The sequence below is a fragment of the Allobosea spartocytisi genome, assembly GCF_014764685.1.
Lineage (GTDB): Bacteria > Pseudomonadota > Alphaproteobacteria > Rhizobiales > Beijerinckiaceae > Allobosea > Allobosea spartocytisi.
Map to the genome: position 1 here is coordinate 55,526 of NZ_JACXWY010000017.1, position 14,685 is coordinate 70,210.

Sequence of the window (14,685 nt, forward strand, 5' to 3'; positions counted from 1 at the left end):
GCGCCTCAGCGCAGACGGCTTGTCAGCATCGCGCGGGGCGTCGAGGTCAACCGCCTCCCGCCCCCGGCCTCGACGACGACGGTCTCGCTGAAACCCAGGCCGGCGGCGGAGACATACATGTGGAAGACCATGCCCTCCTCCAGCCGCCAGCGGGCATTGGGCAGGAAGACGCGCGAGAAGTCGCTGGTCCGGGGCGTGCGGCCGTAAAGGCCGAGCGTGTAGCCGGTGACGTTGTCATAGGCCGGGCGCAGGCCCTCGGCGAGCACGGCCTCGCGCAGGACCGCATCGACCTCGCAGGCGAGGGTGCCGGGCCGCATCGCCGCGAACTGCCTGTCCTGCAAGGCGACGAGGCGCTCGGCGAGGGGCGAGAGCCCGCGCCGGTCGGCACCGATCAGCACCGGCCGCATCAGCCGGGCGCCGTAATTGCGGCGCTTCGGGATCAATTCGACATGCAGGATGTCGCCATCCGCCAGCGGATCGGCGGTCATGACGCCATGCAGGAATTCATGATCGCCGACGCCCGGCAGGATCGGCCCCGTCTCGCCGGTATCGGCGCCGTTCTCCAGAAAGGAGGCCGCTGCGATCGCCGCCGCAGCGCGTGGCGAAAGCCCGGGTCGGGCCTGCGCGGCGATGGCGGCCATCGCCTTGTCGGCAATGCCGGCGGCCTCCGCGATCAGGGCGATCTCGGCCGGCGACTTCACCGCTCGGAGCAGGTCGCTCGCCCGCGGCAGATCGATGAAGCGCACATCCGGCAACAGCGCCGCGAAGCGGTCCCACATCGCGGCCGTGAAACCATAGGAGGCGTGGTCGGCGCCGATGCGGGCCTTCGCGAAGCCGCGACGGCGGAGCTCCTCGGCCATCACGGCCTGCGGCTCGGCCGTGTCCGGAAAGCCGACGATGTCGGAAAACCAACAAGCGTTGCGGCAAGGGCCCGCATCGAGCTCGCGCAGCACGAACCAGGGCTCGCCCTCGCGCGGCAGGAAGGCGGCGCGATACATCGTCTCGGAGACGGTGTAGCCGGTCAGCCATGCCAGGAACTCGGCATGGTCGACCAGCAGAAGCTCCGCGCCGGCCTCTGCCATCGCCGCGCGGACCTTGGCCGCCCGCGCGGTAAATTCCTCGCGCGGGAAGATCGGGCTCACGCGACTTCGCAGATGTCGAGGATGGTCAGCATGTAGATGCGGACCATGTCGAGGAAATCACGGATCTCGACACGTTCGTCGGGCATGGTGTTGTAGCGCCCGCCCGGCCCGCAGACGATGCCCTCCATGCCGGCCTCGGCATAGAGATGGCCGGCATCGGTGCCGAAGAAGCCGGGCGGCTTGATCGCGCCCGTCGGCTGCTTCTCGCCGCGCACGGCCTCATAGGCCGCGTTGACGGTCCTGACGATGCGGGCGTCCTTGGCGACCTCGAAGGCCGGCATCGACTGATGCCCTTCCTTCTTCTCGATGCGGATCGAGGTCTTCAGCCCCGGAAAGCGCTGTTCCAGCGCGGTAAGCTCGCGCTGCATGTCGCCGAGCGCGCCTTCTTGCGTCTGGCCAGGCGCATAGCGGCCGGAGCCCTTGAGCTTGCAGTAATCCGCCACCTGCGGCGCCCGCCACTCGTGCAGCTCCTTGCCGAGCGCGCCATGGACGACGCCGACATGGACGCGATTGATCGATTCATGCTCGGGCGAGGGCGCGCCGGAGAACGTCATCGCGTTGAGGCGCGGGATCAGGTCGCAGGCGGCCATGATCGCGTCGACCGCCTGCTCGCGCTTGGAGAGGTGGCGGGTATTGCCGGTGAGCTCGATCACGAAGGAGAAGGCGCAGGCATGCATGGTCACGGCCTGCACGTCGGTCGGCTCGCTGTTGACGAAATAGTCGGCGCGGATGCCGTTGCGGATCGCCGCGACCGTGCCGACGCCGCCCTGCAATTCGCCGACGACATAGGTCAGGATCACGTCGCCCTTCAGCTTCACCCCGGCATCGAGCAGCGTCTTGACCGCGCAGTAGGAGGCGGCGTCGCCCGCCTTCATGTTGGAGACGCCGATGCCGTAGATGAACTCGTCATCGACGAGGCCGCCCCAGGGATCGACGGTCCAGCCCTCGGTCGCCGGGTTGGTGTCGAGATGGCCGTTGAACAGCAGGCTCTTGCCCCCGCCCGTGCCCTTCCAGCGGCCGATGGCGTTGGCGCGGCGCCCCTCGTCGAAGGGCTGCTCTTCCGCCTCGATGCCCATCGCCTTCATCTGGCCGACGACGTGGCGGACCAGCGCCTTCTCGCCCTCGGTCTCCGAATAGCTCTTGTGCTTGGCCCAGTCCGAGAGCAGCGCGAGGCAGGCCTTCTCGTCGAGCGAATGGATCAGGTCGCGCGGGTTCATGGATGTGGCCTCTGATGTCAGGCAGCAGCCGTGGCCGGGGCAGGCACGGCTTCGAGCAGGGATTGGGTGTAGGGATGGAGGGGCCCGGTCGAGAGCGTGGCGATATCGACGAGATCGACGAGGTCGCCGCGGTACATCACCGCGATCCGGTGAGCGATCTGGCGCACCAGATTGAGATCATGGGTGATGAAGAGATAGGCCGTGCCGAAGCGCTTCTGCAGGTCGACCAGCAATTCGACCACGGAGGCCTGCACGGAGACGTCGAGCGCCGAGGTGATCTCGTCGCAGATCACGAGCTTCGGCTTCGAGGCGAAGGCCCGCGCGATGGCGACGCGCTGCTTCTCGCCGCCGGAGAGCTGGTGCGGATAGCGCTCGGCGTAAGCTGCCGGCAGCCGGACCTGCTCCAGCAATTCGCCGATCCTCGCGGCATCCCGCCTCGCCCCCGGCTCGCCATAGAGCGCGAGCGGCCGCGACAGAATCTCGCGGATGCGCTGGCGCGGATTGAGCGAGGAATCCGGGTGCTGGAAGATGATCTGGACGTCGCGGCGATAGCTCCGGTCCATGTCGGAGAGGCCGGTGATACGGCGGCCGGCGAAGCGGATCTCTCCCTCGAAACGGTTGAGCCCCGTCATCGCCTTGGCGAGCGTCGATTTGCCCGAGCCGGACTCCCCGACGATGCCGAGGATTTCGCCGGGCATCACCGACAGGCTGACCTCGCGATTGCCGGTGAACTGCGTGTTGGCCCGGCCGAGCAGGTTGCCGAGGAAGGGCTTGCGGCCATAGAGCACGCTGACTTTCTCGACCTCTACGAGCGGCGTGGTCGTGGCGGGAGCGCTCGTCTCGACGAGCCGGTGATCGGGGCGCGGCACGGCCGCCAGCAGCTTCTTCGTGTAGGCGTCCTGCGGCCGGGCGAAGACCTCACTGAGCGCGCCCTGTTCGACGATCCTGCCGCGATGGATCACCGCGACCTTGGTGGCGATCTGCGAGACCAGCGCGAGGTCGTGCGAGATGTAGAGCGAGGCGACGCCGGTCTCGGCCTGCAATTCCTTGAACAGGTCGAGGATCTGCCGGGCGGTGATGACGTCGAGCGCGGTCGTCGGCTCGTCGAAAATGATGCATTCCGGCTGGCAGGCGAAGGCGGTGGCGATGACGACGCGCTGCTTCTCGCCGCCGGAAGCCTCATGCGGATAGCGCCGCATCATCTGCCTGGGCACCTTGAGGCCGACATGGGCAAGGCGCTCCTCGCCCTCGGCCCAGGCCTGCTTCCGCGTCAGGCCGCGATGGCGCACCAGCACTTCAGCAAGTTGCTCGCCGAGCGGCAGTGTCGGGTTGAGCGAGGTGCTCGGGTCCTGGAAGACCATGCCGATGCGCTTGCCGCGGATCGCATCGATCTCGGTCTCGGAAGCCTTGAGCAGGTCTTGGCCCGTCAGGGCGATGCTGCCCGCCTCGCGCGCGCTCTGCGGCAGATAGCGCATGATCGCCCAGGCGAGTGAGGTCTTGCCGGAGCCGGATTCGCCGACGAGGCCGAGCACCTCGCCTTTGGCGACCGACAGGGAGACATCGTCGAGCGCGCGGGTGAAGCCGGCCGGCGTCGCGTAGTCGAGGCCGTAGCCGGCGATGTCGAGGATCGTTTCGCTCATCGCTCAGCTCCTCGGGTTCAGCGCGTCGCGCAGCCCGTCGCCGAGCAGGTTGAAGCCGATCGCGACCAGCGCGACGGCAAGGCTCGGCCACAGGATCATCCAGGCGCTCAGATGCATGAAGCGGCGCGCCTCCGAGACCATCAGCCCCCATTCGGAAGCCGGCGGCTGCGCCCCCAGTCCGAGGAAGGAGAGCGTCGCGAACAGCATCACCGCGAAGGCGACGCGGATGGTCATCTCGACGATGATCGGCGCCACCACATTCGGCAGCATCTCGCGCCCGACGATGAAGGCCGCGCTCTCGCCGCGCGCGATGGCGGCATTGACATAGTCCTGCTTGCGCACGGAAAGCGCGACGGAGCGCGTCACCCGCGCCATGCCCGGCGCGAAGGCGAGCGCGATGGCGAGCAGCGCGTTGAGGCTGCTCTTGCCGAGCAGGTTCACGATCAGCAGCGCCAGCAGCAGGCTTGGGATCGACATGATCGCGTCGACGGTGCGCATGATCGCCTCGTCGCTGCGCCCGCCGAGAAAGGCCGAGACGGTGCCGATGACGGCGCCGACCAGCGTGCCCAGCGCCGTCGCCAGAATGGCCAGGACGACGGTGGCGCGGGCGCCGTGCAGCAGCCGGCTCAGGATGTCGCGGCCATATTGGTCGGTGCCGAGCCAGAACTGGGCGCTCGGCGGCTTGTAGCGCATCAGCGGCGCCATCTTCTCGGGGTCGTAAGGGGCGAACCACGGCCCGACGATCACGACGAGCAGGATCAGGCCGACGATGACGAGGCCGAGCGCGCCCTGCGGCGAGCGCAGCATGCGCTTGAGGATCTCAATCATACTGGATCCTCCGGTCGAGCCAGGCGTAAGCGATGTCGGCGAGGAAATTGGCGACGGCATAGGTCGTGGCCATGATCAGCGCGCCGGCCTGGATCGAGGGCAGGTCGCGCGCCTGGATCGCGACGATGAGCTGGCGCCCGATCCCCGGCAGGGCGAAGATCTCCTCGACCACGATGACGCCGCCGAGCAGGTAGCCGACATCGAGCGCGACGATGGTGATGGTCGGCAGCAGCGCGTTGCGCAAAGCATGCTTGAAAAGCACCTGCCGCTTCGAGAGGCCCTTCAGCCGGGCGGCGCGGATATAGTCGGAGTGCAGCACGTCGACGAGCTCGGAGCGCACCATGCGCGAGACATGGGCGATCAGGATCATCGACACCGTCAGCACCGGCAGGACGAGATGCTTAAGCCCGCGCAGCGGGTCTTCGGTCAGCGGCACATAGCCGGTCGCTGGCAGCCATTGCAGCCAATCGGCCAGTACCAGAACGACCAGCGTCGCCGTGACGAATTCCGGCAAGGAGACGCCGATATAGGAGAGGAAGCTGACGCCGAGATCGGCCGCGCGGCCGCGGCGCACCGCCGCGACGATGCCGAGCGGGATCGCGACCGCCAGCATCAGCACGATCGAGAATAGGGCGAGCAGCAGCGAGCGGCCGAGCGCCTCGATCATCGCCGGTGCGACCGGCTGGCCGGTGCGCATCGAGACGCCGAAATCGCCGCGCACGACCCCGCCGAGCCAGTGCAGATACTGCATCCAGATGGGGTCGTTCAGTCCCATCTTGAGACGCAGCGCCGCCAGCGCGTCCGGCGTCGCGTTTTCGCCCAGCATCATGACGGCGGCATCGGCCGGCAGGATCTGGGTGATCGCGAAGACGATCAGCGACACGACGAGAAGCGTGTAGCCGATCAGCAGGATCCGCTTGAGGATATAGGCCGGCGACACGTCCGCTGCCCGTTTCCGCTCAGCCGCGCTTCGGCGCGTTGGCGCCGAGCGAGACGAAATCGAGCCGGTAGACCGAGCCGCGCGGATGGAGCTCATAGCCCTCCACCCAATCGCGCTGCCCCGCCAGCAGATCGAAGAAGGCCGGAATGATCGAGGGCACCTCCTCATACATCAGCTTCTGCGCCTCGGCGTAGAGCGCGCGGCGCTTGGCGTCGTCGATCGTGGTGCGGGCCTCGGAGACCAGCTTGTCGAAAGCGGCGTTGTTCCAGCGCGTCTCGTTCCAGGCGGCGTTGGAGGTGTAGAGCAGCGAGAAGATGGCGTCGGCCGTCGCCTGCATGTTGTAAAAGCCGACATAGAAGGAGCCCTTCTTCCAGACCTGGTCGAGATAGGTCGCGTGCGGCATGGTCTCGACCTTGATGTCGAAGCCGGCGGGCTTGGCCATCTCGCGCAGCGCGACGGCGAGCTGCGTGCGCTGGCCCGGCCGGTCGGAGGCGATCAGCGTCGCTTCGAGCCCCTTGGGGTAGCCGGCTTCGGCGAGCAGTGCCTTGGCCTTGGCGATATCAGCCTTCTTGGCCGGCAAATCGGCATAGAAGCGGTAGGCGGGGTTGAGCGGCGTGTCGTTGCCGGGCGAGCCGAAGCCTTCGGTCACGAAGTCGACCATCGCGGCGCGGTCGACGGTGAGCGCCAGGGCCTGGCGCACGCGGACATCGTTGAAGGGCTTCTGGTCGCAGCCGAAATTGACGTTGCAGAACTGGCCGGAGGCCAGGCGCAGCGCCTTGACGCCGGAGGCCTTCTGCAGCCGGCCGAACTCGGTCGGCGGCGTGGTGCCGAGCAGGTCGGTGTCGCCGGAGATCAGAGCGGAAGCCTCGGCGCTGACATCCGGGAAGACCAGGACCTCGATCTTGTCGAGATAGGGGCGGGCCTTGTCGTAATAGGCGTCGTTGCGGGTGACGACGACCTGTCGCTCCGGCTCGAAGGAGACGAGCTTGAACGGGCCGGTGCCGATCGCCTGGCGGTCGAGCTTTTCAAGGCCGCCCTTGATGACGGCGGCGGGAACGATCTTGGCGTTGAGATAGGCCAGCGTCACCGGCAGGTCGGCGAAGGGCGCGGAGAGCGTGAAGACGACCGTCGTCTCGTCCTTGGCGGCGACCTTCGCGACAGGCCCGATATTCTGGCGGGCGGGCGAAGCCGTCTTCGGGTCGAGGATCGCCTCGAAGGTCGCGACCACGTCGGCGGCCGTGCAAGGCGAGCCGTCATGGAAGGTCAGGCCCTTGCGGAGCACGAAGGTCCATTCGGTGAGATCGGCCGAATTCGTCCAGGACTCCGCGAGGTCGGGCTCCGCGCTCATATCGACCTTCAGCCGCGTCAGGCTCGAATAGAGCAATTCGGCGACGAGATATTCCGGGTTCACGCGGGTCACGAGCGGGTTCAGCTTGGAGACCGCCTGGTCGACGCTGACGCGCAGCGTGCCGCCGCGGCGGGGCGTCTGCGCGAAGGCCGGGACGCCGGACAGGGCGAGGCCGCTCAGAGCGGCGGAAGCGGCGAGGAAATCGCGACGATGGATGCTCGGCATGGAACGCTCCTTCAGCTCAGGGACGGGCTCAGATCGGGATTGATGTCGGGCCGGAAATCGGCGGCGAGGTAATTCAGCACGGCCTGCGCCAGCGAGACGATGTCGCCGCTGGTGGTGTGCTCGCCCGGCGCATGGATATTGCGGGAGGGCCGGCCGAGGCCGCCGAGCAGGACTTCCCTGTGCCCGGTGGCGCGCTGGACCCAACCGAAATCGGAGGCGCTGGCAGCGCCCCAGCGGCGGAAATCCTCCGGCGCATAGCCGAAGCCGGAGCCGACCGCCGCCTGCCAGCGCGGCCAGTGCGGCCCGCCCGGATCGTCCGTCGGAGCGAGATGGCCGACGAGGGCCGTCTCGACGTTCAGCCCGGGGACCGAGGCGACGGCGCGCCTGATGGTCTCCTCGATCTCGGCCAGGGCGGCCTCGAAGGATTCTTCCGGCGCGTAGCGGCGGTTCAGTGTCATCTCGACAAGGGCGGGAACCTGGCCGCCGGAGGTGCCGCCCTTGATCGTGGCGACGTTGAGCTGTCCCGTGAGCGGCGGCTTGCCGGGCGGCGGCGGCAGAGCCGAGGCGCGCGAGGCGATGCGTGCCTTCAGGGCGGCGAGCGCATTGAGCAGGGGCAGCGCCCCGTCCATCGCGTTGTGCCCGAGCCCGCGGCGGTTACCCTCGCCCGCATGAACCGCCTCGCCATGGATTCGCACCAGCAGGTTGAACAGCCCGAAGCAGCCGGCCCAGATCCGCGCCTCGGCGCTGCCGTTGAAGTTGACGATGTGGCCTTCGAGCCGGCCCTGCTCGGCGAGATAGCGGATGCCGGGATAGAGCCCGCCTTCCTCGTCGGTGCAAAGCAGCAGCATCGGGTCGTAGGCGAGCGGGACGCTGCAGGCCTCGGCCGCCCGCAAGGCCAGCAGCACCGCGGCGACGCAGCCCTTCATGTCGGCGGCACCGAGGCCGATCAGACACTCGCCCTCACGCTCCATCCGCAACGGATCGGTCTTCCAGCCGGCCGCGGCCGGCACGGTGTCGACGTGGAAATAAAGGCCGCAGACCGGCCGCCCGCTGGCGCGGCGGGCGATCAGATTGGTGCGCGGGCCGGCGGCCGGGCCGTGCGGAACCTGCCACAGCGCTTCCGGCACGGTGACGCGCTCGGCCACGAAGCCGAGCGGCGCGACGAGCTCTTCCATCAGCCCGGCGAAGTCGTCATAGCCCAGGCCCGGCGGGAAGGAGGTGTCGACCGCGATCATCCGGCCGAGGTCTGCGATGGCGCCCTCGGCATGGGCCGAAATCCAGTCGCCGGCCTGAGCCAGCGCCGACGCATCCTGCCGCGGGGTGGTGGTCCCTGACATGCCTCAGTTCCGCCACGCCGCGCTTGTCCAGCGCTGGCACGATCTGCGATGGAACCACTGAAACGCCGCAGTTGGCTGCGCCATTTGCGGATCCTCTTCTTTCATATAAACTATATAGAAATAGGACCGAACGGCATGCCTTCTGTCAATGCCAAAAAACCGACGCGTGCTGCCGCCGGAACAGGCAACGGCGCCGATGGGCCGCCGATCCTGCCCAATTTCGGTGCCGGCGAGGCCGCTCCGCTCTATGAGCGCGTCAAGAGGCACATGTCGGAGGCCATCCTCGTCGGCGAGTGGCCGCCCGGTATGGTGCTGCCCAACGAGACCGCATTGGCCCAGGGTTTCGGCATCGCTGTCGGCACGGTCCGCCGGGCGATGAGCGATCTGGTGGCGGAGGGCCTGCTCACGCGCCGCCGCAAGACCGGAACGGTCGTGACGGGGCGCACGCCGCATCACAGCCTGCGCTTCTTCTTCCAGTATTTCCGCCTGCACCGCGCCGATGGCAGCCTCGTGCGCTCGACGAGCCAGTTCCTGAGCATCGAGGCGCAGCCGGCGACGGAGACGCAGGCCGAGGCACTGCGGATCAGGACCGGCGGCGTGCTCAAGATCCATCGCATCCGTCAGGTCGATGGCCGCCCCGTGATGCATGACAAGCTGGTGATGGCGGAGGAAAGGCTGCCTGGCTTGCCGCGCGATCCCGCCGAGCTGCCGCCGCTGCTCTATCTCCATCTGGTGGAGCGCTACGGCATCCGGATTTCCGCCGTGCGCGAGCAGATCACGGCCGATCTCGCCAGCGACGAGGATATCGCGCTGCTCCAGCTCGGCGGCAGAGAGGCGATCCTCACCATCGACGAGGTCGCCTACGACCAGGCGGGCGTGCCCACCATCCTCGGCTGGCATCGCGCCACGACGGCTGCCCATATCTATGTCAATGAGGTGCGATAGGCGCGCGGTTCTGGCCCATCTGGAACGGGCGTGCAGCGCGGACTTTGACACCAACCCAATTTGTCCGGTTTGCTGACCGGCCGGCGAGCACCGGCATCGCTTTCGGATCAAGACGATTTCGCGTGACCTCGTGCCGCCGCAGCCTGTGAACACCAGCCCATGAAGATCCGGCAGATCGAGATATTCCGCTCCGTGATGGCGGGCGGGTCGACCATCGCCGCCGCCGCGACGCTCGGCCTGTCGCAATCGGCGGTCAGCCGCCAGCTCGCGCAGCTCGAGGAGGAGCTGGGCTTCGAGCTTTTCGAGCGCAGCAAGGGGCGCCTGCTGCCCCGGCCGGAGGCCTTCGCCCTGATGGACGAGGTCGGCGAATTGACCTCTCTCGTCGCGCGATTGAAGCGCTATACCGAAGATCTGCGGGCGGGTACGGTCGGCCAGCGCTTCCTCAAGGTGGCGGTGCCGCATTCCTTCATCGCGACGCTGATGCCGGAGGTGATCGAGACCTATCTGTCGCAGCGCCGCGACGCCTCGATCGAGCTGATCGGCGGCCATTACGACGCCATCGAGCAGATGATCCTGGCGCGCGTCGCCGATATCGGCTTCGTCGGCCTGCCGCCGCGCGACAAGGGCTTCGATGCCCGCGAGATCGTGCGCTCCGAATCCGTCTGCATCATGCCGGCAGGCCATCCGCTGGCCGCCAGGGCGAGCCTGACGCCGCGCGACCTGTCCGGGCATGGCATCATCATGCTCGGCCGCCAGCGGCCGGCGCGTCTCGCCTTCGAGCGGCAGTTGCGGCGAGCGGGCGTCTTCCCGATCGTGCGCATCGAGGTCCATTCGGTCGAGGCCACTTGCGGGCTGGTCGCGCGCGGGCTCGGAGTCGCCGTGGTGCCCGAGCTGATCGCCGGGCTCTATCGACATCTGCCGATCGAGCAGCGTCCCTTCAGCCCGTGCATCCACGGCGCCTACGGCATCGTCACCCTCAAGGGCGCGCCGATGTCGCGCTCTGCCGAGGCCTTCATCGAGATCCTGAAGAGCCGGCTGGAGGCGGAGGCGACGGCATAGCCCGATGCGCTTTGCGCATACGGTTGCGCGCGTTTCCGGCGCCGCCCATGGTCGCCGGGACACGTGAACGGCGATCACGCCGCCGTGCCGGACGCCGGGAGCCTTCGATGACCGTCTTCGTCATCCGACGATTGATGCAGAGCATTCTGGTGCTGGCCGCGACGGCCGTCATCGTCTTCATCGGCGTCTACGCCATCGGCGACCCGGCGGAGATGCTGATCGCGCCCGATGCGACCGCGGCCGAGCGAGCGCAGGTCGAGGCCTCGCTCGGCCTCGACAAGCCGCTCCCCGTCCAGTTCCTCGCCTTCCTGGGCAATGCGCTGCACGGCGACCTAGGCCGCTCCTTCGTGTTCAACCAGCCCTCGATCTCGCTGATCCTGGAACGCCTGCCGGCGACGCTGGAGCTCGCTCTGGTCGCGATCCTGATCGCGCTGGTGCTCGGCATTCCGCTCGGCCTGATCGCTGGCCTGAAGCCGCGCTCCGTCACCGACGAGACGATCATGACCGGGTCGATCCTCGGCTTCAGCCTGCCGAATTTCTGGCAGGGCATGATGCTGGTGATGATCTTCTCGGTCTGGCTGGGCTGGCTGCCCTCGAGCGGGCGCGGCCCGACCGGGCACATCTTCGGCATCGAGACCAGTTTCGCCTCCTGGGAAGGTATCCGCCACCTCATCCTGCCGGCGATCAATCTCGCTCTGTTCAAGCTGGCGCTCGTCATCCGTCTGACGCGGACCGGCGTGCGCGAGACCATGCCGCTCGATTTCGTGAAATTCGCCCGGGCCAAGGGCCTCACCGAGCGCCGGGTCGTGCTGGTCCATGTGCTGAAGACGATCATGATCCCGCTCGTCACGGTGATCGGCATGGAGATCGGCTCGCTGATTGCCTTCGGCGTCGTCACCGAGACGATCTTTGCCTGGCCCGGCATCGGCAAGCTGCTGATCGACTCGATCATGCGGCTCGACCGCCCGGTGGTGGTTGCCTATCTGCTCGTCGTCGTCAGCCTCTTCATCCTGCTGAACTTCGCGGTCGACGTGCTCTATTCCATCCTCGATCCGCGCATCCGGCTGGGGCGGAACTGATGGCTCTCGCGAAACCTGCCCTGTTCGCGGCGCTGCGCCCCGATGCCGACAGCCTCCTTGCCCGCTCGCTGGCGGGCATCCTGAAGAGCCCGAAGGCGACGATTGCCGCCTTCGTCTGCATCGCGCTCATCCTGACCGCCCTGTTCGGCCCGGCCCTTGCTCCGCAGGACCCCTACGATTTGTCGACGCTCGACATCCTCGATTCCAAGCTGCCTCCCGGCTCGGAGAGCATGACTGGTTCCGTCTACTGGTTCGGCACCGATGTGCAGGGGCGCGACATGCTCTCCGCGATGATCTACGGCCTGCGGACCTCGCTCCTCGTCGGTGTCCTCGCCGGTCTCGTCGCCCTGCTCGTCGGCACCGTGCTCGGCCTCTCGGCCGCCTATTTCGGCGGGCGCATCGACAGCCTGATCATGCGGCTGGTCGATTTGATGCTGGGCTTTCCCACGCTGCTCGTCGCGCTGATGCTGCTCGCCATTCTCGGGCAGGGGGTCGGCAAGGTCATCTTCGCCTTGGTGCTGGTGCAATGGGCGATGTTCGCGCGCGCCGTCCGTGCCGCGGCGCTGGTCGAGAAGGGCAAGGACTATATCGAGGCGGCGCGCATGCTGGGCCTGTCGCGGCCGCGTATGCTCTTCGGCCACCTCCTGCCGAACTGCCTCTCGCCGCTGATCGTCATCGGCACGCTCCAGGTCGCGAATGCGATCTCGGCCGAGGCGACTTTGTCCTTCCTCGGCATCGGCCTGCCGATCACGCAGCCCTCTCTCGGGCTGCTGATCGCCAATGGCTATCAGGTGCTGCTCTCCGGCCAGTACTGGATCAGCGTCTATCCCGGGCTTTTGCTGCTCATCCTCGTCTTCAGCATCAACATCGTCGGCGACCGCCTGCGCGAAGTGCTGAACCCCCGTCTGGCGGAGCGCTGAGCCATGACCCCGGTGCTCGTCGTCGACAATCTCGAAACCCGGTTCGGCAGTGGCGCCGGCCTGGTCCGCGCCGTGGACGGCGTCTCCTTCAGCATCGACCGTGGCGAGATCCTCGGCCTCGTCGGCGAATCCGGTTCGGGCAAGTCGATCACCGGCTTCTCGATCCTCGGCCTGATCGAGCCGCCCGGCCGGGTCGCGGGCGGGCGCATCCTGTTCCAGGGCGAGGATCTGGTCGGGTTGCCGAGCGAGAGGCTGCGGCGCCTGCGCGGCAAGAAGATCGCGATGATCTTCCAGGACCCGATGATGACGCTCAATCCCGTGCTCTCCATCGAGACGCAGATGGTCGAGGCGGTGCTCGCCCATGACGCGGTCCCCTGGAAGGAAGCGCGCGAGCGGGCCCGCGACACGCTCGGCCTCGTCGGCATTCCCTCTCCCGAGGAGCGGTTGAAGGCCTATCCGCACCAGTTCTCCGGCGGCATGCGCCAGCGCGTCGCCATCGCCATCGCGCTGCTCCACCGGCCCGACCTCATCATCGCCGACGAGCCGACGACGGCGCTCGATGTCACCATCCAGAGCCAGATCCTGTTCGAGGTGCGCCGGCTGGCGACGGAGTTCGGCATGGCGCTGATCTGGATCAGCCATGATCTCGGCGTCGTCGCCAGCCTCGCCGACCGTATCGCGGTGATGTATGCCGGCCGCATCGTCGAAACCGGCTTTACCGACGACGTGCTCGACCGGCCGGCCCACCCCTATACGCGCGGCCTGATGGATGCCTTGCCTGCCAATGCGGCGCGGGGCGAGAAGCTGCGCCCGATCCCCGGCCTCTCGCCCTCTCCGCTGGCACGGCCGGGCGGATGCGCCTTCCGCACCCGCTGCTTCGCCGCGACGGAGATCTGCCAGCAGGAACCCGTGTTGCAAGGCGGCGATCACAGCTTCCGCTGTCACCATCCGCTGCCGGCCGGAGTTGCTGCATGAGCGAGGTGCTGATCGAAGGGCGCGGTCTGGTTCGGCGCTTCTCCCGTGGCCTGGATGCGGCGGAGAAGCTCGCCAGGGCTCTCGGTGCCAACGTCTCCGAGGAGGTCGTCCATGCCGTGGAGGGCGTCGACATCGCCATCCGGCAAGGCGAGGTGCTCGGCCTCGTCGGCGAGTCCGGCTGCGGCAAGTCCACGCTCGGCCGGTTGCTGGCAGGGCTCCTGCCACTCACCGAGGGCAGCCTGCTCTGGCAGGGCAAGGACGTCGCCTCGCTGTCGCGCAGCGAGGCTCTGGAGATGCGCCTGGCCGTCCAGGTGATCTTCCAGGACCCGATGTCCTCGCTCAATCCGCGCAAGCGCGTCATCGATCTCGTCGGCGAGGCGCCGCGCGTCCACGGCCTGATCCGGCGCGGCGAGGTCGACGACTATGTCGCCGAACTGCTTGAGAAGGTCGGCCTCGACCCTTCCTACCGCAAGCGCTACCCGCATCAGTTCTCCGGCGGCCAGCGCCAGCGCATCGGTATCGCCCGGGCGCTCGCGGTGAAGCCGCGGATGATCGTCTGCGACGAATCGGTCTCCGCCCTTGACGTCTCGATCCAGGCGCAGGTCATCAACCTGTTCATGGATCTGCGCGAAGAGCTCGGCCTGACCTACCTCTTCATCAGCCATGATCTCAGCGTGGTGAAGCACGTCAGCGACCGGGTTGCGATCATGTATCTCGGCCGCGTGGTCGAGACCGCGCCGGCCGAGGCCTTCTTCGCCGCGCCGAACCACCCCTATGCCACTGCGCTGCTGCGCGAACTGCCCTCGGTCAAGGAGCGGCGGCGCAGCTTCACCCCGATCCGGGGCGAGATTCCCTCGCCGCTGCATCCACCGGCCGGCTGCACCTTCCACCCCCGCTGCCCGCGCGTCTTCGCGCCTTGCGCGCAGGCCCGGCCGCTCCTGAAGCCGGTCGCCGAACGACATCTCAGCGCCTGCCATCTCAACGACGCCCCGGCCGTGCCGCTGCCGGCCGTTGGCGCCTGAAGAGGAGA

General features: G+C 67.8%; 13 protein-coding genes. 6 read left to right on the forward strand and 7 right to left on the reverse strand.

The features are described from left to right. Positions 1-5 precede the first annotated feature (5 nt). From IED13_RS21735 to IED13_RS21765, 7 genes are read right to left on the reverse strand one after another with little or no spacing between them, the layout of a single operon-like run. Complete coding sequence (locus IED13_RS21735) at positions 6-1,142, reverse strand: M24 family metallopeptidase (RefSeq protein WP_260368459.1); 1,137 nt, start codon at positions 1,140-1,142, stop codon at positions 6-8. Beyond that, positions 1,139-2,359 carry a M20 family metallopeptidase gene (locus tag IED13_RS21740; RefSeq protein WP_038357696.1) on the reverse strand — a complete coding sequence of 407 codons (1,221 nt, stop codon included), beginning with the start codon at positions 2,357-2,359 and terminating at the stop codon, positions 1,139-1,141. The genes IED13_RS21735 and IED13_RS21740 overlap by 4 nt, the downstream gene beginning before the upstream one ends. Before the next feature lie 17 nt (positions 2,360-2,376). After that, entirely contained in the window at positions 2,377-3,999 is a 1,623-nt protein-coding gene (locus IED13_RS21745) for a dipeptide ABC transporter ATP-binding protein (RefSeq protein ID WP_191125442.1), read from the reverse strand. Between the two features lie 3 nt (positions 4,000-4,002). Then, positions 4,003-4,827: an ABC transporter permease gene (locus tag IED13_RS21750; protein WP_038357698.1), complete on the reverse strand. Its 825-nt coding sequence runs from the start codon at positions 4,825-4,827 to the stop codon at positions 4,003-4,005. Next, entirely contained in the window at positions 4,820-5,767 is a 948-nt protein-coding gene (locus IED13_RS21755; RefSeq protein ID WP_038357702.1) for an ABC transporter permease, read from the reverse strand. The genes IED13_RS21750 and IED13_RS21755 overlap by 8 nt, the downstream gene beginning before the upstream one ends. 19 nt (positions 5,768-5,786) lie before the next feature. Then, positions 5,787-7,340, reverse strand: a complete 1,554-nt coding sequence (locus IED13_RS21760; RefSeq protein ID WP_113252878.1) for an ABC transporter substrate-binding protein — start codon at positions 7,338-7,340, stop codon at positions 5,787-5,789. Between the two features lie 11 nt (positions 7,341-7,351). Then, positions 7,352-8,677: a M20 family metallopeptidase gene (locus tag IED13_RS21765; protein WP_404801904.1), complete on the reverse strand. Its 1,326-nt coding sequence runs from the start codon at positions 8,675-8,677 to the stop codon at positions 7,352-7,354. A gap of 135 nt (positions 8,678-8,812) precedes the next feature. Between IED13_RS21765 and IED13_RS21770 the strand changes: the two genes are divergently transcribed. The 6 genes from IED13_RS21770 (at position 8,813) to IED13_RS21795 (ending at position 14,677) form a co-directional block, all read left to right on the forward strand. Further along, entirely contained in the window at positions 8,813-9,622 is an 810-nt protein-coding gene (locus IED13_RS21770; protein ID WP_191125443.1) for a GntR family transcriptional regulator, read from the forward strand. Positions 9,623-9,781: 159 nt separating this feature from the next. Beyond that, positions 9,782-10,681: a LysR substrate-binding domain-containing protein gene (locus IED13_RS21775; protein WP_038357708.1), complete on the forward strand. Its 900-nt coding sequence runs from the start codon at positions 9,782-9,784 to the stop codon at positions 10,679-10,681. Positions 10,682-10,788: 107 nt separating this feature from the next. Further along, positions 10,789-11,760, forward strand: a complete 972-nt coding sequence (locus IED13_RS21780; RefSeq protein WP_038357710.1) for an ABC transporter permease — start codon at positions 10,789-10,791, stop codon at positions 11,758-11,760. Continuing rightward, positions 11,760-12,680 (forward strand): ABC transporter permease, encoded by a 921-nt coding sequence (locus IED13_RS21785; protein WP_051987373.1) that lies wholly within the window; start codon positions 11,760-11,762, stop codon positions 12,678-12,680. Before IED13_RS21780 ends, IED13_RS21785 begins: the two co-directional genes overlap by 1 nt. A 3-nt stretch (positions 12,681-12,683) precedes the next feature. After that, a complete protein-coding gene (locus tag IED13_RS21790; RefSeq protein ID WP_112764797.1) occupies positions 12,684-13,655 on the forward strand; it encodes an ABC transporter ATP-binding protein in 972 nt (323 codons plus the stop codon). After that, a complete protein-coding gene (locus IED13_RS21795; RefSeq protein WP_191125444.1) occupies positions 13,652-14,677 on the forward strand; it encodes an ABC transporter ATP-binding protein in 1,026 nt (341 codons plus the stop codon). The genes IED13_RS21790 and IED13_RS21795 overlap by 4 nt, the downstream gene beginning before the upstream one ends. Positions 14,678-14,685: the final 8 nt, after the last annotated feature.